Here is an 18,024-nt window from a genome sequence, read left to right as displayed (position 1 = left end):
CTTATCTTATACTATATCGCCCATCACCCGCTCACGCCACTCATAAAGCCACTGTAGCGCCTCTCTCGGCGTTAGATCATCGATCTTAAGCTGCAACAGCGCCTGATAGAGCTCAAGTGCCGCCTCCTGCTCTCTACAGTCGTCGATAGCAGGGGGGGGCGCAGTCTCAGCCGGCCCCCCTTCAGTTAACGACTGCCGCTCCAGTCGCTGTAGCTGCTGTTGCGCCTGCTGAATCACCGCCGACGGCACCCCTGCTAAGGCCGCCACCTGTAGGCCATAACTACGACTAGCTGGCCCCGATTTTAGTTGATGCTTAAAGATAATCGTCCCCCGATGCTCTATCGCATCAAGGTGAAAATTGGCCACCCCCGCTAGCTGCTGCGCCAGCTCGGTGAGTTGAAAATAGTGGGTCGAAAAGAGCGTTGCCGCCCCAATCGCACTCAGCTCGGTCGCCACCGCCCATGCTAGCGCTAAGCCATCAAAGGTCGATGTCCCCCGACCAATCTCATCCATTAACACCAAACTTTCAGCGGTGGCGTTGTGGAGAATATGAGCCGTTTCGCTCATTTCGACCATAAAGGTCGAGCGCCCCCCCGCCAGATCGTCCGACGCCCCAATACGGGTAAATATCTGATCCACCGGCCCAAGTCGCGCCGCCTCGGCCGGAACGAAACCGATGCTGTAGCCGAGCAGCACAATCAAGGCGATTTGGCGCATATAGGTCGATTTCCCCCCCATGTTAGGGCCGGTAATGAGCTGTAGCCGCGCTGTCGGGGTGATATCGGTATCATTGGCGATAAAGTGGCTCTCGCCCGCCTGTTCGACCACTAGGTGACGCCCCTGACGAATGGTCAGCCTCGCCTCGGTAGTATAGTCGGCGGCAACTAGCCGATACCGCTGCACCGCGTTGGCGATCGAGAGGTAGCAGTCGAGCTCACTGATAAGAGCGCTATTGTGTTGCAGCGGCTCTAACTCCTCCCCTATCTGCTCTAGTAGCTGCTCATAGAGCGCCCTCTCCAACGCCAGCGCCCGCTCAGCGGCACTTAACGCCCGCTCCTCAAACGCTTTTAGCTCCTCGGTAACATAGCGCTCATAATTTTTTAGCGTCTGGCGGCGACTATAGTCAGCCGGAACCGCCTCACTATGGCTGCGCCCGACCTCAATATAGTAGCCGTGAACTCGGTTATAACGGACTTTTAGCGTAGCGATGCCACTCCGTTGGCGCTCCTTAAGCTCTAACTGCTGCAAAAATTGATCGCTATCGCCCTGCAGCGCCCGTAGCTGATCGAGCTCAGCGTGGTAACCGGCGGCGATCACCCCTCCGTCACGAATCAGTGCCGGCGGCTCCTCTACCAGAGCCTGCTGTAGCGCTTGGCATAGCGAGGGTAGCGGCGCTAACTCAAGCGCCATCTGCTGTAGCAGCGGCTCCTGTAGCTGCTGGAGCCGCTCGATGAGACTCGGTAGCTCTCTTAACCCGTTACGAAGCTGGAGTAGATCGCGTGGGCGAGCCGATTTAAGTGCGATACGGGCACAGATCCGCTCCAAATCGCCCATCCGGTGCAGCAGCTCCCCTAACGGCGAATCGATTAGCGGTCGCAGTGCCGCTACCGCCGCCTGCCTCTTACCTAGCGTAGCGCTCTCCCTTAACGGCGTATTCAGCCAGCGCCGCAGCTCTCTCGCCCCCATCGGATTGACAGTCAGATCGACCACCGCGAGCAGCGTGTGGCGCGGCTGCCCGCTTAAACTGGTATCGATCTCCAGATGGCGACGACTATGGGCGTCGATACGAATTTGGTGCCGATCAGGTTCAAACTGAATACTACGAATATGGGGCAAGGAGCGTAACTGAGTCTGAGAGGCGTAGCGCAGTAGCGCCGCCACGGTCACTATCGCAGCGCTCTCCCCCTCCAGCCCAAAGCCATGCAGCGAGTTGACTCCAAACTGCTCACAGATAAGGCGGTATCCGCTCTCAAGCTCAAAATACCACGCCGGCCACGGCCGCTGACAGGGGTGATCCAGCGCTAACTGTAGATGTTCGGCCAGCAGCAGCTCCGCCGGCTGGAGCCGCTGTAGCTCATCTTTTAGCGCCGTCTCACTGCGTAAGCGCCGCACCTGTAACCGGCCACTAGCTAACTCTAGGGTCGCTAATGCTAGCTGCGGCTCTCCCCCCCCCACGACCGCAAGCAGATTATCGCGCCGCTCCTCCAAAAAAGCGGCATCGGTCACCGTGCCGGGAGTCACCACCCGCACCACCTCCCGCTCTACCGGCCCCTTACTCTGAGCCGGATCTCCCATCTGTTCACAAATCGCGACCGCCACCCCCTGTCGTAACAGCTTCGCCAGATAGCTCTCGACAGCATGGTAGGGGACTCCGGCCATCGCAATCGCCTCCCCCCCCGAACTGCCACGGGAGGTTAGGGTGATATTGAGCCGCCGCGCCGCCTCCTTCGCATCTTCAAAAAAGAGCTCATAAAAGTCACCCATGCGATAAAAGAGCAGCGTCTCGGGGTACGCCTGTTTGATCTGTAGATACTGACGCATCACTGGAGTGTGGCGCTCAAAGTCGGCTGGAGCCGGAAATCCGGCCATCGCCGGTGTCGTTACAGTTGTCATTGATAACAAGGTTTGATACAAATAGATAAATTTTTCATCCTAAGGAGGAGCTATTGTGCTGACACGGGGCGATTTTACCGAAAAACGGGATTTTATTCGTATGGGAGTAGAGTGTCCAACCACCTACCAACTAGAGGGTGACCCGAACCACTATCTGGCCACCACACTCGACTTAAGCGCGACCGGCATTCGGCTAATGACCGACAACCCACTCTCTCCCGGCACCCGTCTCACCATCCATCTCCAACCAGAGAAGATGATCGTACCGCCACTTAAGGCGGTGGTCGAGGTGATTCGCTGTGATTCAGTCGCGCAAGGCTACGATATCGGAGCCAATATCATTGAGATGTTACCGACCCCCTAGCCACTAATGTGAATCTTTAGCTGCTCACCCGGATGGATATAGCGCCGTTGGTGTAGATTGTTCCAGCGCTTAATCTCATCAGGGGTGACCTTAAAGCGGTTGGCAATCTCATAGAGCGAGTCCCCCTTTTGAATCGTATAGTGAATGATCCGCCTCTTTTGTGGCTGCTGCCAAACCTGTAGCCGCTGCCCCGGACGCAGTACCGTTTTGGGGGTAAGTTGGTTCCAGCGCGTGAGCTGCTCGACCTTAACCCCGTAGCGACGCGCGATATCCCACAGATTATCCCCACTCACTATCTGATGCTCAGTCACCGTTGCCTGCTCCGGCCGCTGCTGGTGCTGGGGGAGGTGGCGTTCGAGCACCTCGCTCACCGCAGTCGGCGGCTGCGGTATCTTTAACGACTGCCCTACCCGAATGGTGTTGCCCTGTAGCTGGTTTAATTGGCGCAGCGTCTCGACCGTGGTCTTAAATGTAACCGCAATCTTACCCAATACATCACCCTTTTTGACCACATAGTGTTGCCATGAGCCACGCTTTTCGGCCGGATAGTTAACTAACGCTGCGGTAAAAGTATCGACTTGGCTGCGCGGTAGCAGCAGACGATGGGGGCCATCGGGATCGGTTGACCAGCGGCTAAAACCCGGGTTGAGCCGATGCAGCTCCTCCACCGAAATGTCAGCCATCTCGGCCGCTAGCATCACCTCAATTTGGGCATCCACCGCCACCGACGCTAACTGCGGCTCATCAGGGATCGCCTTTAGGCTAATCCCATAGCGGGCCGGATTGGCGATAATGTCACTCAGCGCTAGCAGTTTGGGCACATAGCTCCCCGTCTCTTGCGGTAGATAGTTAGCTAACGACCAAAAATCGCCAGAGCCTCCCCGTTCACGGCTCTGTTTTATCGCTTTAAGCACCCGCCCCTCACCGGCATTATAGGCCGCTAGCGCCAATAGCCAGTCGCCATCAAAGTGGTCAGCCAGTAGCGTCAAATAGGCGTAGGCCGCCCGAGTCGAGGCGAGAATATCGCGCCGGCCATCGTACCACCAGGTCTGCTTCAGCTCAAAACGGCGCCCGGTCGCCGGCATAAATTGCCACAACCCCGCCGCGCCACTGGCCGAGTAGGCGAAGGGATCGAACTCGCTCTCCACCATCGGCAGCAGCACAAAATCGAGCGGGACTCCGGCCTGCTCCGCCTCACTCACTAGCAGGTGGAGATAGGGGCGAGCTCTGTCGGCAATACGAACTAAATAGTCGGGGTGGCGCAGATAGCGTTCTACCTGCTCGGTGACACGACGCTGCGGGTACCCGACTAGCTGTAGCCTCTCCCCCATACGACTCCAGAGATCATCCGGTCGCAGACAGATACCGGCTAGCGGCTCTGGCGCAGGGGCATCGGCAGCTAGAGTCGGCTGCAACGAGCGATTCGGTGAGGGCTCGGCCCGTCCTGGGACGATTAACTGCCCCATATCGATCTCAATCTCAGCGCGATTGAGCCGCTCCTCTACCACACCCTCGCGCTCGCTCACCGAACTACAGCCGCCCAACAGGGCGATCAGCAGCGCAAGGGGGAGTGCAACAGCCAAAGAGGGCTTCAATCGAGGCTATCCTTCCAGCGGCGCACAGTCGCAAAGACCTCCGCCGGAGTCGGCAGTTCGTGGCCACAAAAGCTCTCTGCCGCCGCTTTGAGCTGCGGTAGGTGGCAGCGCAAAAAGGGGTTAGTCGCCCTCTCCTCCGCCAGCGTAGCCGGCACGGTCGCCTCTCCCCGCTGCCGCTGTTTTGCCACCGTATCGATTCGCTGCTGCAAGCTCTCATTATCAGGCTCTGCCACGATGGCAAAGCGGAGGTTATCGGCGGTATATTCATGAGCGCAATAGACCCGAGTCGTATCGGGCAGCGCCCGTAGCTTCTCTAGTGAGTGGTAGAGCTGCGGCGCACTCCCCTCAAAGATACGACCACAGCCGCCAGTAAAGAGGGTATCCCCACAAAAGAGCGCCCCATCGGTGTGGTAACAGATATGGCCACGAGTGTGGCCGGGGGTGTCGATAACGCTCAAACTGAGCCCCATCTTTGGCACAGTGGCCACATCCCCCTCTCGCATGGAGTGGGTTAGGTTGCAGATCTGCTCTTTAGCCGGACCATAGACCGGCACACTGTAGCGCGAGACCAGATCGTCTATCCCACCGGTATGATCGTAGTGGTGATGGGTAATCAAAATAGCACACGGCTGCCAGTGACGGCGCTGTAATAGCTCAATCACCGGTGTCGCATCGCCCGGATCGACTAGCGCAACCGCCCCCTCCTCCTTTACACTTAACACCCAAATATAGTTATCATCAAATGCGTTAACGGCTGTTACAGAGACCACACTCACTCCCAAAAATCTATGTCTAACCCACTCACTCTCATCAGTGCCACCAAGGTTTACCCATGAGCACCCCACACCAACAGCGCCCCCGCAGCGAACGGGCGCTACAACACTGGTACCTTACGCCAACCGGTCGGCTCTGGCTAGAGCAGGAGCAGCAGCTCCTAGCCGAGCGGCTGAGCCACCACTTTGGCTATCTGCTGCTACAGCTAGGGAGCCCACTGCTATTTGATACCTGCCGCCACTCGCCCATCCCTAAAAGGCTGCTGTTGACCGAACAGTGGCAGCAGTTTACCAGTTTGGTCGGCCATTATCACCACCTCCCAGTCGCATCGGATAGTATCGACCTAGTTATTTTAGGCCATCTGCTGCAGTTTAACGACCACCCCCACGCCATTTTGCGTGAAGTCGAACGCATTTTGCGTCCGGAGGGGGCGGTTATCATCCTAGGCTTTCAGCCGCTGAGACTGTGGCGAATAAACCACTTTATCCACCAGCACCACCCCTCTCAGCGCGGCGCAGAGCTCATCGCCTCGCTACGGCTCTTCGATTGGTTACGGCTATTAGGGCTCAAAATTGATTATCGTCACGACTATCTGCCTGCCTCCCCCGTTGCCCTACCCCGCTGGAAGAGCCCTTTGCAGCGCCTTAATCGCGCATTTAATGGCGGCTATATGGTCAGCGCGATAAAAAGAGTGATACCCTTATCGATAGTTAGACCTAAATGGCGGCAACCGGCGCTACTGGATATCGGTCTGAGGGGATCACAAATAGAACAACCTAATCGAACATGTCGCAAAATAGAGTAGAGATATTTACTGATGGAGCCTGCCGAGGCAACCCAGGGCCAGGCGGATGGGGGGCGTTACTACGCTATAACGGCCACGAGCGCGAGCTCTATGGTGCTGCAGCGGAGACGACCAATAACCGCATGGAGCTGCTCGCCGCCATTCAAGCGCTGGAGGCACTCAATCGCCCCTGCGCCGTTTCGCTCACCAGCGACTCACGCTACCTGCTACAGGGGATACAGGAGTGGCTGCCCGGGTGGAAGCGGCGCAACTGGCGAAATGGCGCGAAACAGCCGGTAAAAAATATTGATCTATGGCAGCGGCTAGATGAGTTAACCCAGTCGCACCAGATCGAGTGGCACTGGGTTAAAGGACACGCCGGACATCCGGAGAATGAACGCGCCGATGCTCTAGCCAATCGGGCTATTGACGAGATGAAGCGCTCTAATCGAGCTAAAGATAGAGGGGTAGAGCAGGATGAAGCGTCCTGAAAGACAGATTGTACTTGATACTGAAACCACCGGCTTAGAGCCTAAAGAGGGGCACCGCATTATCGAAATCGGCTGCGTTGAGATAGTCAATCGCCGCCTAACGGGGAACCACTTCCATCTCTATCTCAATCCAGAGCGCCAGATCGATGCCGGTGCCATCGCCGTCCACGGCATTAGCAACGACTTTTTGGCCGATAAACCCCGTTTTGCCGATATTGCCCCAATGCTGCTCGACTACCTAGGCGATGCCGAACTGATTATCCATAACGCCCCGTTCGATACCGGCTTTCTGAACCACGAGTTACAGCGATGGCAGCCCAACTCGAAGCCATTAGAGCAGCGCTGCACCATTACCGACTCGCTCGCCATGGCTCGCAAACGCCACCCGGGGCAAAAGAACGATCTCGATACCCTCTGCAACCGCTACGGGGTCAACAACAGCCACCGCGAACTCCACGGTGCCCTGCTCGATGCTGAGATTTTGGCCAGCCTCTATCTCGTTATGACCGGCGGCCAGCGTAGCCTCAACCTAGAGGGTGCTGAGGGTCAGAGTCAAGGGGGGGCGACAATTCGTCGCCTACCGCCTAATCGCCCTCCGCTGCGAGTGGTTCGTGCTAGCATTGAGGAGAGTCAAGCTCACCTCAATAAACTAGCAGAGATCGAACAGCTCGCGGGCCAAAGCGTATGGCAGCGCCTCTTCGCCTGATCCTACTGTTATGCCCCAAATGAGTGATATCTACCAACTTGAGAGTCTGATTGAGCAGACACGCCAACTCGCGGCGGAGTACAAACTGACGACCGGTAAACCGCTACCGGTCACCTCTGAAATCGCCACCCACGACGCCATTAAACAGCTCCACCTACAACCCGTCCCCCTCGGTACCGGCGGCTATGACGCTATCGGTACCGATGGCCCTCGGCAGGGGGTGCGCTACCAAATTAAGGGGCGAGCCATTTTCGATGAAAATAGAAAGGGGCAGCGTATCGGCCAGCTCAAAATAGAACAGAGCTGGGACGCCGTACTGCTAGTGCTGCTCGATGAGACCTTCCACCCAGTTAGCATCTACGAGGCGACCCGAGAGGAGGTTGAACAGGCGCTAGAGCAGGCCCTAAAGAGTCGCCGCACCTCACGCGGGGCGATGTCGGTGGCGCGATTTAAAATGATCTCACGGCTAGTCTGGAGCTCCGATGAGGGGCTAATCGACGATGAGATCTGGTTTAACCACCCTGAATCGCCCGTTTAGCCATGGCCACCGCCACACTCGAATCGATATTTACCCTCCCAGGCGCTCTAGCTAGCGTGATTCAGGGCTTTCAGCCACGAGAGGCACAGCTAGCGATGGCGCAGGCGGTCAAAACCACCCTCGACTCCCAAGGGACGCTAGTCGCTGAAGCGGGCACCGGCACCGGCAAGACCTTCGCCTACCTTATCCCTGCGCTACTCGGCGGCCACAAGGTATTCATCTCCACCGGCACCCGCAATCTACAAGATCAGCTCTTTTTTAAAGACCTACCGCTAGTTCGCAAGGCGCTAAAGAGCAATGTGCGAGCCGCACTACTCAAAGGGCGAGCCAACTACCTCTGCCCCCACCGTCTGGAGTTAACCCAGCTCGGAAAACGCTTTCAAACCCGCAGCGAAGCGGCCGATCTGCAACAGATTCTCCAGTGGGCCGGCAAGAGCCGTCACGGCGATATCGCCGAGTGCGATACCGTTGCAGATAGCGCCCCTATCTGGAGCAAAGTGACCTCGACGGCCGATAACTGCCTCGGCGCTGAGTGCGAACATCTCTCACGCTGCTTTTTACAGCAAGCCCGACGACAGGCGCAGGAGGCCGATCTCGTGGTCATAAACCACCACCTCTTCTTTGCCAGCACGGCTCTCAAAAGTGACGGCATCTCAGAGCTACTGCCTGAACCCGATACGATCATCTTCGACGAGGCGCACCAGCTCTACGAGACCGCCACCCGCCTCTTTGGCGAGAGCCTAAGCGGTAACCAGATGCTAGCGCTAGTGCGCGATACCCTCAACGAAGATAGGGCCGCCGGCGGCGAGGATCGCCAGTTACCGCTAGAGGCAGAGAAGCTAGAACAGCAGCTCAAAGCCTTTCGCGAGACCCTAGGAAGAGAGGGGCAGCGTTCGCCATGGCACGAACTAGCGCATCAGGCACCGGTTATCGCCGCACTAGAGCAGCTACAGCAGCAGCTACAGCAGCTACAGCAGCAGTTAGAGCCCCAAAAGGAGCGCAGCAAGGGGTTGGAGTCGTGCCACCACCGCTGTGAACAGTTTGCCACCCAGCTACAACGACTCACCGGCGAGCCGCAGGAGGAGCATATTCAGTGGTTTGAGACCTTCAGCCGCAGCTTCAGCCTCTACAGCAGTCCGCTACAGATAGAGCAGCAGTTTCAGCAGCAGATGGCGCAGTGGCCTGGCTGTAGCTGGATCTTCGTCTCGGCAACACTCGCAGTCGATAACCGCTTCGACCACTTCTGCCGCCAACTCGGCCTAGATGAGCGGCTAACCACCACCCATAGCTGGCCGAGCCCCTTCGACTATCGCTATCAGGCGCTACTCTATGTCCCGACCGCCATGCCAGAGCCCTCCCACCCCGACTATACCCACGCGGTTATCGACCACGCCGTGCCGCTCATTGAGCAGTCAAAGGGGGGGGTCTTTCTGCTCTTTACCAGCTACCGCGCCCTACAGCAGGGGGCTAAGCTGCTTCAAGATCGGGTAAGCTACCCGCTATTAGTGCAGGGGGAGAGCTCCCGCTCGGCGCTATTAGAGCAGTTTCGAGAGCACGGCAACGCGGTACTCCTAGGGACTGGCAGCTTCTGGGAGGGGATCGATGTGCGGGGTGAGGCGCTCACCGCAGTGGTCATCGACAAACTCCCCTTCGCCTCCCCCGGCGATCCGGTACTACAGGCGCGAATCGATAAGATGCGCCGCGAAGGGGCCAACCCCTTCTTTGACTATCAGCTCCCCCAAGCGGTCATTACCCTAAAGCAGGGGGTGGGGCGACTGATTCGCGATGTTAACGACTATGGCGTATTAATGCTCTGCGATCCTCGCCTCACCAGCCGCAGCTACGGTGCCACTTTCATTCAGAGTCTGCCACCGATGACCCGTACCCGTAAAGCGGAGGTGATAGAGCGCTTCTATCGCTGGCATCGTGAGATGCGACACGATAGAGAGTCGCTCAATTCGAACAACCACCACAAAAACGGCGACAAGGGGTAGCGCACGGCTGCACTAGCTGCGCCATCAGGGCAATATGTTCTGGCCGACTATTGAGTGCCGGAATATAGCCGAACTGCTGGCCGCCATGCTCGATAAAAATCTGCCGATTTTCGCCCTCGATCTCCTCCAGCGTCTCCAGACAGTCGGCAGCAAAGCCCGGGCAGATGACCGCTATGTGGTTAACCCCCTCCTTAGCGAGCCTCTCCAGAGTCAGATCAGTATAGGGCTGTAGCCACGGCTCACGCCCGAAGCGGGATTGAAAGGTTAATAACCACTGTGACGGTCTCAATCCAAGCTCGTCAGCCAATAGCGTCGCTGTCGTTTGGCAGTGGCCAAAATAGGGATCGCCCTCGGCACGATAGCGCTCTGGCGTGCCATGAAATGAGATCAGCAGCCTATCCGGTTGACCCTGCTGGTCGATATAGTCACGCACCGATCTGGCTAGCGCAGCAATATAGGCCGGGTGGCTATGGTAGTTATTGACAAAGCTCATCGGGGGCATCGAGCGGCGGTGGCGATAGTAGTCGGCTATCGCATCAAAAGTAGAGGCGCTTGTCGAGCAGGAGAACTGCGGATAGAGCGGGAGTACCGTTATCGACTCTACCTGCTGCTGTGCCAGCTCATCCAGTGCTGAGGCGATAGAGGGGTTACCATAACGCATGCCGAGTACGACCAGATAGCGCCCCTCCCCCTGCTCCCGATCGAGTCGCTGCTGTAGTCGCTGCTGCTGCTGGCGGCTAATCACCGACAGCGGTGAGCCCTCATGCAGCCAAATTTTGGCATAGTTTGCCGCCGATTTGGCGGGACGAAAGCGTAAAATCACCCCATGCAGTACCAACCACCAGAGCGGACGCGGCAGATCGACCACGCGATGATCCCATAAAAACTGCCCCAAATAGCGCCGTAGTGCGGCCGCTGTCGGAGCATCGGGGGTACCGAGATTGGTCAGCAGCACCCCCTGTTTCGCAACGGTCTCGCTCAACTATCTCTCCAGCGCAGCAAAGAGCGCGTTTTTAATCTCCTCGACCGAACCGATACCAGGGATACTGATATAGTTAGCCGCCTTCTCATCTCCCGACTCCGCCCACTTGGCGTAAAAATCGACCAGCGGCTTAGTTTGTGAGTGGTAAACCTCAAGGCGCTTGCGTACTGTCTCCTCCTGATCATCATCGCGTTGAATCAGATCTTCACCGGTCACATCATCCTTACCCTCGCTTTTAGGGGGGTTAAAGATGAGGTGGTAGGTTCTCCCCGATGCGGGGTGGACTCGACGGCCACTCATGCGCTTAATAATCTCCTCATCGGCCACCTCAATTTCGACCACATAGTCAATCGGCACCCCCTGCTCCCGCATCGCCTCAGCTTGCGGAATGGTGCGCGGGAAGCCGTCAAACAGAAAGCCGTTTTGACAATCCGCTTGGGTAATACGCTCTTTGACCATACCGAGGATAATCTCATCGGAGACCAGCCCCCCCTCATCCATAATCTTCTTTGCCGCCACCCCTAAGTCGGTGCCCTGCTTTACATGGGCTCGCAACATATCGCCGGTAGAGATTTGTGGAATAGCATACTGCTCGCAAAGATATTGCGCTTGAGTCCCTTTGCCCGCACCCGGGGCACCTAACAGAATAAGACGCATCGTGTTTGACTCCTGTGAGTTGTTAATTGACGGGGGCAATTATGAACAGTTCTCAAGCAGATTACCAATAAGCTGACTCAATGAGTTTTGCGATTTTATTTATGATAGCCCCCCACTCAATCGACTCAAGGCGCACAACAGTTTAGGATAGCTGTCGATAGTAGGCCATCAGACCACGGGTAGAGCTATCGTGTCGCTGGGGCTCCCCCCCTTGTAGCTCAGGCAGAATCACCGCCGCTAGCTGCTTACCTAGCTCAACCCCCCACTGATCGAAAGAGTTAATCTCCCACACCACCCCTTCAACAAAGATACGGTGCTCATAGAGGGCAATCAGCCGCCCCAATGTCATCGGATCGAGTTTAGCAAATAGCAGCGTCGAACTAGGCTGGTTACCCGGCATCACCTTGTGCGGCGCTAACCGCTCTGCCTCAGCCGGGGCGAGCCCCTTATCGAGTAACTCAGCGAGCGCCTGCGACTGTGTCCTGCCGTTCATTAACGCCTCACTTTGGGCAAAACAGTTCGCTAGCAAGATGGCATGGTGATCCCCGAGCCGATTTTGGCTCTGAATCGGTGCCATAAAATCGATCGGAATGAGGCGCCCCCCCTGATGGATTAACTGGTAGAAAGCGTGTTGACCATTCGTCCCCGGTTCGCCCCAAACGATGGCTGAGGTGGCATAGGGGACAAGCTCCCCCTCACGATTGACCCGCTTACCGTTACTCTCCATCACCGCCTGCTGTAGGTAGGCCGGTAGGCGATGCAGAGATTGGCTATAGGGTAAAACCGCCTGCGTTTCGGCCCCAAAAAAGCTGCTATACCAGACCGACAACAGCCCCATAATCACCGGCATATTTTGATCTAACGGGGCGGTACGAAAATGGTTATCCATCGCATGGCCACCGGCCAAAAGCTGGCGAAAGTGATCCATGCCCAAATAGAGGGCAATCGGCAGCCCAATCGCCGACCAGAGGGAGTAGCGCCCCCCTACCCAGTCCCAAAACGGAAACATCGTGGCCGTATCGATACCAAATCGTGCCACCTCAGCTGCATTGGTCGAAACGGCGACAAAGTGGTGGATGACAGCCGCCTCGCCTAGCTGTTCGACTAGCCACGCACGAGCGGTATGGGCATTGGTCAGCGTCTCTTGGGTGGTAAAGGTTTTGGAGGCGACCACAAACAGCGTCTGCTCGGGGTCGAGCCGTGTTAGCGTTTCGCTTATATGGGTGCCATCGACATTAGAGACAAAGTACGCCTCCCTCTCAGGATGGGCGTAGGCCTTTAGCGCTTCGCAGACCATGAGGGGGCCTAAATCGGAGCCGCCGATGCCGATATTGACCACTTGACGCAGCGGTTTACCGGTCGCCCCCCGCCGCTCACCGGAGTGGACGGCGGCGACAAACCGCGCCATCTGCTCTAATACCTGATGCACCTTAGGCACGACATTGTCGCCATCGACACGACTATCGCTCGATGCCGGCGCACGCAGTGCGGTATGGAGTACCGCGCGTTGTTCCGTATGGTTAATCTTCTCCCCCCCGAACATCGCCTCAATCTGCTGTGGTAGCTGCTGCTGTCTCGCCAGCGCCAGTAGCGCCTCTCGTATCTCGGTAGTCACCCACTGTTTGGAGTAGTCGAGCAGCAGCCCCTCTTGCTGTAACGAAAAACGGCTAAAGCGTTCCGGATCACTATCAAATAGCGCCACTAACGAGGTAGTCGCCATCTGTTCGGCCAACCCCTCAAGCCGCTGCCAAGCGGGTGAGTCGGTGAGAGAAGAGGAGATTGCTCGGTGAGATGAGGTGTAGAGATTCATGATGTCTGGATTCCCTGTCAATTGGATGGATCGATTAAGATAAAGGGTATCATAAACCGCCGTTATCAAGCATAATAGCCCCAATTTATGGCCCTAGCGCGAATACGCAGGGGCACTCTTTTGGCGTTTAGATAAAATTAATGAGGGCTATCACTATGTTACGACTCATTCCATGGCTAATCCTCTCGCTATTGGCACTGCCGCTTTGGGCCGCTGAAGAGGAGGAGTTTATCGAAGGCATTCACTACGAGCGGGTCACTCCACCGCTGCCGGGGGGAAGCGCTGGTAAAGTCGAGGTGATAGAGCTATTTTGGTATGGCTGCCCCCACTGCTTCACCTTTGAGCCTAAGCTAGCTGCGTGGAAAAAACGCAAGGCCGACTATATCGAATTTATCAGCGTGCCGGCCATCTTTAACAACCCGCTGTGGCAGCTCCACGCCACCGCCTTCTACACCGCCGACATTTTAGGTGTTGAAGGTCAGCTACACGAAGCGCTGTTTCGCGCTCTACATGTGACTAAGCGGCCCTTAAAAACCGAACAGCAGCTACGCGACTTTTTCATCGAACACGGCATTAAGGGGGAGGCGTTTGATAAGACCTTCAACTCTTTCAGCGTTCGCGCCAAAACGGCTCGCGCCGCCGATTTGAGCAAAAAATCGGGTATTAACGGCGTCCCTGCCGTGGTCGTTAACGGCAAATTTCGTATCGATGGCCCCCTCGCTGGCGGCTACGATAATCTGTTGAAGATTGTCGATAGACTGGCAGAACAGGAACATCTTGCAGCCACAAAGTAGTTAGAGATAGCCATGAGCTCCCCTCCCGACTGGAAAGCACGCTATCTGGATGCTCTGGATCACATTGAGCAGCTTGAGCGGCAGTGGCAGACGCTACAGACCACCACCCGCAGAGGCTTCGCCTCAATCGCTGCGGCGATTCCCCATAGCGGTGGCTACCGTCTCAATCAGCGTCTGCACGAGCTAGGGCTCAATCTGACCCCAGACAACAGCGCCGAGCGTCTTGAGACGCTGTTTAACGAGACGGTCTCTAATATCGGCCCAGCTCAGCAAGCTAGCCAGAAAAAACCGAGCCAGCGGCAAGATCTAGTCCAGCAACTCCTAGCGATGTTAGAGCAGTGGCACCTTCCGGTAGAGTACCAAGGCTATCTCAAACAGAGTCGCACCGCACTAGAGCGGCTCAGTGGTGATACCCCAGCGATGGAGGAGACAGCACTACACCTATTCGATGAGCTGCTGCAGAAGATCTTTCGCCACCTACAGGCACAAGAGCAGCAGCAGACCCCCATCGGTAGCCTGCCCTCAATTAAACAGATTCTGCTAGAGCTGATCAACTACACCCTCAGCGATGCCAAACAGCAGCAGCTCTTCTACCGTCGGCTAGAGTCGATTCGGGAGCAGAGCTCACTCCATAAGCTCATTGAGGATCTAGCCACCACGATCCAGCTCAACATCCCCGGCACCCTCGCCCCGAATGAGATTCTAATTCGACTGCTAGAGCGGCTTGATATCCCTCTCGGACTCCACGATGAGTTAGAGGAGATCAAACAACGACTACAACAGGGAACCCTCGGTAGCGACAATCTTGAGACGATCCTCAAGGCGATAGCCGATCTGATTCAGGCGATGCGCCACCGCGAGCAGCAGGAGAAGAGCGAACTAGAGTGCTTTTTGCAACAGCTCACCGGCTACCTAAGCGATATCGACAACCATATCAGAGCCCACCTAGAGTTTAACCAGCAGAGCCGTGAAGTCGATGGCCAGCTACAGCGAGATATGGAGAAGAATGTCAGCCAGCTCGCCGATCATGTTGCCAACGCCAGTAATCTACCCGAACTAAAACAGAGCATCAGCCACTACTTACAGCAGCTGCGTGACCGCATGGAGCAGTTTACCGATACCGAAGAGGCGCGACTACAGCAGGCCGAAACCCAAATCACCCAACTCACCACCCAACTGCAACAGGTACAGCAGGAGTCGCTACAGTTAAAAGAGGAGGTGCGCAACCATCTCCAGATCGCTCTCATTGATCCACTCACCGGCATCCCCAACCGCTTAGCCTACAACGAGCGTATAGAGCAGGAGCTAAGTCGCACCGTGCGCTACCAGCACCCCCTCTGCATGGCGGTATGGGATATCGACCACTTTAAACGGGTGAATGACAACTACGGCCACCTAGCCGGTGACAAAGTATTGACCGTCATCGCTAAACTGCTGCGACGCCATATTCGCAAATCCGATTTTGTCGCCCGTTTCGGAGGCGAGGAGTTTATCTTGTTACTACCAGAGACCACCCTCGATGCAGCCATTAAGGTCGTCGAAGGGCTGCGTAAGCGAATCGAAAAGACCGAATTTCGTTTTCGTAACCAGCGAGTCCCCATCACCTCCTCCTGCGGTATCGCCGAATTTACCGCCGAGGATACCCTAGAGACTCTCTTTCGCCGTGCCGATGATGCCCTCTACCTAGCCAAAAAGGGGGGGCGCAACCGCTGTTGCCACCAATATCAACTCCCAGCTAACCAGAGCTAGCCCCCCCCTAACCCCACTCAGTATCGCTTATGCCCTCTATCAATCGCCGCCAATGGATTCAGCAAGCAGTGACCGCTGCGCTAATACCCACCACACTCGCCACCTCCACCTCAACCGCCCTTGCCACAGAGGCAGAGTCGCCACCCAACCCCTTTGCCCTCCAGTTCACGATTGACAAAGGGTTTAGCGCCGATCTCTCGCCCCAATTTCAGCGCAAGCTAGTGCAAGCGATACTCGATATTATCCAAAAGCACTACAATCAAAATAGCTTACCGGTATGGTCAGTCTCATTTAAAGAGGCCAACCTACCACCGAGACTAGAGAGTATTAGCCACTGGCTAGTCAAAGGGTGTGAACAACACCGAGCTATCTATCCGGTCGATCCGGTCTGGATTATGGCGCAGATGATGTTAGAGTCGTTCTTCTACGAACGCGCCATCTCTTGGGCCTCAGCCGTTGGCGTCTGCCAATTTATCCGCCCCACGGCCCAATCCTATCAGATGGTCTGCGCCGGTGATCGAGCCGAACATCGCCACCCCCCCTTTCTTAAGCCCGAGTATGCCAAATCGCTCGATGACTACTACCAATTTCGACGCGAATTGAGCCGCTATCGCGATAAAAACTGGCAAAAGGCGCTCGAACGCGAGGAGTGTTTAAAACTGATGGCAGCCGGTGATCTGGCTAAAATAGGCCAACGGCTACAGGAGAACGACAACTACTACGCCGCCAAAGCGCACTATGAGGCGCAAATTAAACGCAGTCGCAACGAATATCGCGACTTTTTGCGCCTAAATAGCGCCGGTAAGTCGATATTGAAAGATAGCACGGCCTTAGCCGCCCTCGATGAGCGGCTAACTCACGAAAAACCGGTACCGGCGATGGTACAGATGCTAGCCGAACATCTGCGGGCACGAAAGGGCAATATGCTTATTGCCGCAGCCGGCTACCACGCCGGCCTAAGCCGTACCAAAGCCCAATCGCTCTACGAGCCTTATGGCCGCATTCCGGTGATTCAAAGTACCGTTGACTATTTAAGTAAAATTATTGTGATCTACCACGAACTGAGGCATCGCCTCTAATTGGGCAAACCTAGGAGTGTTCCCATGCCAGAACAGCTATTTAATTCGATTCTAAATAACGACCCTGACCTACTGCAACAATTTTTAATGCAGTTTTTTAACAGCTCGTTTCACTCCATCGTCATTACCACAGCCGATATCGACCAGCCACAGATTCTCTACGCCAACCCCGCCTTCTGCCAAATGACCGGCTACACCCTCGAAGAGCTACGAGGGAAGACCCCAAAGCTATTTCAAGGGCCGAAAACCAACCATAAAGTGATTCAACGCCTAGTAGCTAACCTGCGTGAGGATAGACCTTTCCACGGCTCGACCACCAACTATCGCAAAGATGGTTCTAGCTATCCGGTCGAGTGGAATATTACCCCCATTAAAGAGCGTAACGGCAACATACTCTGCTATATCTCCATCCAAAAAGATCTAACCAACCTCAAAGCAGTCACTAGCCGCCTAAAGAGTACGAATGAACATTTTCGCCAATTTTTGCGCCAAATCAGCCACAATAATCGACTCGATACTGAAGAGAAAACGACCCAACTTTTAATCGACAATGCCCGCCTCTTTACCCCTGCGCTGCGCTCGGAGCAGAGTATTGAGCTATTTGAAGAGGGTGAATTTTTCGACTTCTCCATCGATGATAGCGGCGTCCTCATCGATAACGAACCGAAACCGACACTCTCGGCAGAGGCCTATATCAGCAATAAGGATAGTCACTATTTCAACCCTAACGAAATCGCCGCCCTCTTAACCGATATTGAGGACACCCTGCACAGTATGGAGAGCTTTCAGCAGACATCGCTCACTCATCATATAGGAGATGATCTACAAGATTTGGCCAATACACTCTTCTTTTTAGATGAGTTTAACGATATGGCCACCACCCTCGCCGAACTTGCCACCATCATTCGCACTAAAACCGATATTGAAGCCGAGCCCTTTCTCATTGAGACCTTTCTAGGACTCAGTCACGATCTCAGAGAGTGGCTGCGAGCGATCTTTATCGAAAAAACGAGCCGCAACATTCACGAATATGATGCCACGATTATTGCCTCGACCAAGCAGCTGATTTTTCAATTTCTTTAGATAGTTTGGGA

Annotated in this window: 16 protein-coding genes; 10 read left to right on the top strand and 6 right to left on the bottom strand. The window is 55.8% G+C overall.

Going from position 1 to position 18,024, the window contains the following annotated elements; all coding sequences use genetic code 11:
• Positions 1-6: 6 nt before the first annotated feature.
• Positions 7-2,589: a DNA mismatch repair protein MutS gene (gene mutS, locus D5085_09975; GenBank protein QEP43423.1), complete on the bottom strand. Its 2,583-nt coding sequence runs from the start codon at positions 2,587-2,589 to the stop codon at positions 7-9.
• Between the two features lie 79 nt (positions 2,590-2,668).
• Here mutS and D5085_09970 point away from each other — a divergent pair, with 79 nt between their 5' ends.
• A complete protein-coding gene (locus D5085_09970) occupies positions 2,669-2,977 on the top strand; it encodes a PilZ domain-containing protein (protein QEP43422.1) in 309 nt (102 codons plus the stop codon).
• Here the strand turns inward: D5085_09970 and D5085_09965 are convergent.
• Positions 2,974-4,572, bottom strand: coding sequence for a LysM peptidoglycan-binding domain-containing protein (locus D5085_09965; protein ID QEP43421.1), 1,599 nt, complete (start codon positions 4,570-4,572; stop codon positions 2,974-2,976). The genes D5085_09970 and D5085_09965 overlap by 4 nt on opposite strands.
• Positions 4,569-5,342, bottom strand: coding sequence for a hydroxyacylglutathione hydrolase (gene gloB, locus D5085_09960; protein QEP43420.1), 774 nt, complete (start codon positions 5,340-5,342; stop codon positions 4,569-4,571). Before gloB ends, D5085_09965 begins: the two co-directional genes overlap by 4 nt.
• 62 nt (positions 5,343-5,404) lie before the next feature.
• Here gloB and D5085_09955 point away from each other — a divergent pair, with 62 nt between their 5' ends.
• The 5 genes from D5085_09955 to D5085_09935 are packed head-to-tail and all read left to right on the top strand — an operon-like array spanning position 5,405 to position 9,859.
• Positions 5,405-6,151 carry an SAM-dependent methyltransferase gene (locus tag D5085_09955; GenBank protein ID QEP43419.1) on the top strand — a complete coding sequence of 249 codons (747 nt, stop codon included), beginning with the start codon at positions 5,405-5,407 and terminating at the stop codon, positions 6,149-6,151.
• Positions 6,133-6,621 (top strand): ribonuclease HI, encoded by a 489-nt coding sequence (locus D5085_09950; protein QEP43418.1) that lies wholly within the window; start codon positions 6,133-6,135, stop codon positions 6,619-6,621. Before D5085_09955 ends, D5085_09950 begins: the two co-directional genes overlap by 19 nt.
• Positions 6,608-7,327, top strand: coding sequence for a DNA polymerase III subunit epsilon (locus D5085_09945; GenBank protein QEP43417.1), 720 nt, complete (start codon positions 6,608-6,610; stop codon positions 7,325-7,327). Before D5085_09950 ends, D5085_09945 begins: the two co-directional genes overlap by 14 nt.
• 10 nt (positions 7,328-7,337) lie before the next feature.
• Positions 7,338-7,865 carry a hypothetical protein gene (locus D5085_09940; protein QEP43416.1) on the top strand — a complete coding sequence of 176 codons (528 nt, stop codon included), beginning with the start codon at positions 7,338-7,340 and terminating at the stop codon, positions 7,863-7,865.
• A 2-nt stretch (positions 7,866-7,867) separates the two neighbouring features.
• Entirely contained in the window at positions 7,868-9,859 is a 1,992-nt protein-coding gene (locus D5085_09935; protein QEP43415.1) for an ATP-dependent DNA helicase, read from the top strand.
• Here D5085_09935 and D5085_09930 read toward each other — a convergent pair.
• From D5085_09930 to D5085_09920, 3 genes are all read right to left on the bottom strand, one after another.
• Positions 9,819-10,841, bottom strand: coding sequence for a ferrochelatase (locus tag D5085_09930; GenBank protein ID QEP43414.1), 1,023 nt, complete (start codon positions 10,839-10,841; stop codon positions 9,819-9,821). The genes D5085_09935 and D5085_09930 overlap by 41 nt on opposite strands.
• Complete coding sequence (locus D5085_09925) at positions 10,842-11,498, bottom strand: adenylate kinase (protein ID QEP43413.1); 657 nt, start codon at positions 11,496-11,498, stop codon at positions 10,842-10,844.
• 142 nt (positions 11,499-11,640) lie between these two features.
• On the bottom strand, positions 11,641-13,308 hold the full coding sequence (locus tag D5085_09920) for a glucose-6-phosphate isomerase (GenBank protein QEP43412.1): 1,668 nt from the start codon (positions 13,306-13,308) through the stop codon (positions 11,641-11,643).
• A 155-nt stretch (positions 13,309-13,463) separates the two neighbouring features.
• Between D5085_09920 and D5085_09915 the strand changes: the two genes are divergently transcribed.
• Genes D5085_09915 through D5085_09900 form a run of 4 tightly spaced genes read left to right on the top strand, consistent with a single transcriptional unit; the run spans position 13,464 to position 18,013 of the window.
• On the top strand, positions 13,464-14,102 hold the full coding sequence (locus tag D5085_09915) for a thiol:disulfide interchange protein DsbA/DsbL (GenBank protein QEP43411.1): 639 nt from the start codon (positions 13,464-13,466) through the stop codon (positions 14,100-14,102).
• A 12-nt stretch (positions 14,103-14,114) separates the two neighbouring features.
• Positions 14,115-15,851, top strand: coding sequence for a GGDEF domain-containing protein (locus D5085_09910; protein QEP43410.1), 1,737 nt, complete (start codon positions 14,115-14,117; stop codon positions 15,849-15,851).
• A gap of 29 nt (positions 15,852-15,880) precedes the next feature.
• Complete coding sequence (locus tag D5085_09905) at positions 15,881-16,930, top strand: hypothetical protein (GenBank protein ID QEP43409.1); 1,050 nt, start codon at positions 15,881-15,883, stop codon at positions 16,928-16,930.
• 24 nt (positions 16,931-16,954) lie between these two features.
• Positions 16,955-18,013 (top strand): PAS domain S-box protein, encoded by a 1,059-nt coding sequence (locus D5085_09900; protein QEP43408.1) that lies wholly within the window; start codon positions 16,955-16,957, stop codon positions 18,011-18,013.
• Positions 18,014-18,024 lie beyond the last annotated feature (11 nt).

The organism is Ectothiorhodospiraceae bacterium BW-2 (assembly GCA_008375315.1).
GTDB lineage: Bacteria > Pseudomonadota > Gammaproteobacteria > Thiohalomonadales > Thiohalomonadaceae > BW-2.
The sequence above is the reverse complement of the archived record's forward strand: the minus strand, read 5'-3'. Positions and strand labels throughout refer to the sequence as shown.

Excerpts from the sequence above, each read along its gene's own strand:
- mutS (QEP43423.1), bottom strand. The coding sequence starts at position 2,589 with ATGGCCGGATTTCCGGCTCCAGCCGACTTTGAGCGCCACACTCCAGTG.
- D5085_09955 (QEP43419.1), top strand. The coding sequence starts at position 5,405 with ATGAGCACCCCACACCAACAGCGCCCCCGCAGCGAACGGGCGCTACAA.
- D5085_09950 (QEP43418.1), top strand. The coding sequence starts at position 6,133 with ATGTCGCAAAATAGAGTAGAGATATTTACTGATGGAGCCTGCCGAGGC.
- D5085_09945 (QEP43417.1), top strand. The coding sequence starts at position 6,608 with ATGAAGCGTCCTGAAAGACAGATTGTACTTGATACTGAAACCACCGGC.
- D5085_09940 (QEP43416.1), top strand. The coding sequence starts at position 7,338 with ATGCCCCAAATGAGTGATATCTACCAACTTGAGAGTCTGATTGAGCAG.
- D5085_09935 (QEP43415.1), top strand. The coding sequence starts at position 7,868 with ATGGCCACCGCCACACTCGAATCGATATTTACCCTCCCAGGCGCTCTA.
- D5085_09925 (QEP43413.1), bottom strand. The coding sequence starts at position 11,498 with ATGCGTCTTATTCTGTTAGGTGCCCCGGGTGCGGGCAAAGGGACTCAA.
- D5085_09920 (QEP43412.1), bottom strand. The coding sequence starts at position 13,308 with ATGAATCTCTACACCTCATCTCACCGAGCAATCTCCTCTTCTCTCACC.
- D5085_09915 (QEP43411.1), top strand. The coding sequence starts at position 13,464 with ATGTTACGACTCATTCCATGGCTAATCCTCTCGCTATTGGCACTGCCG.
- D5085_09910 (QEP43410.1), top strand. The coding sequence starts at position 14,115 with ATGAGCTCCCCTCCCGACTGGAAAGCACGCTATCTGGATGCTCTGGAT.
- D5085_09905 (QEP43409.1), top strand. The coding sequence starts at position 15,881 with ATGCCCTCTATCAATCGCCGCCAATGGATTCAGCAAGCAGTGACCGCT.
- D5085_09900 (QEP43408.1), top strand. The coding sequence starts at position 16,955 with ATGCCAGAACAGCTATTTAATTCGATTCTAAATAACGACCCTGACCTA.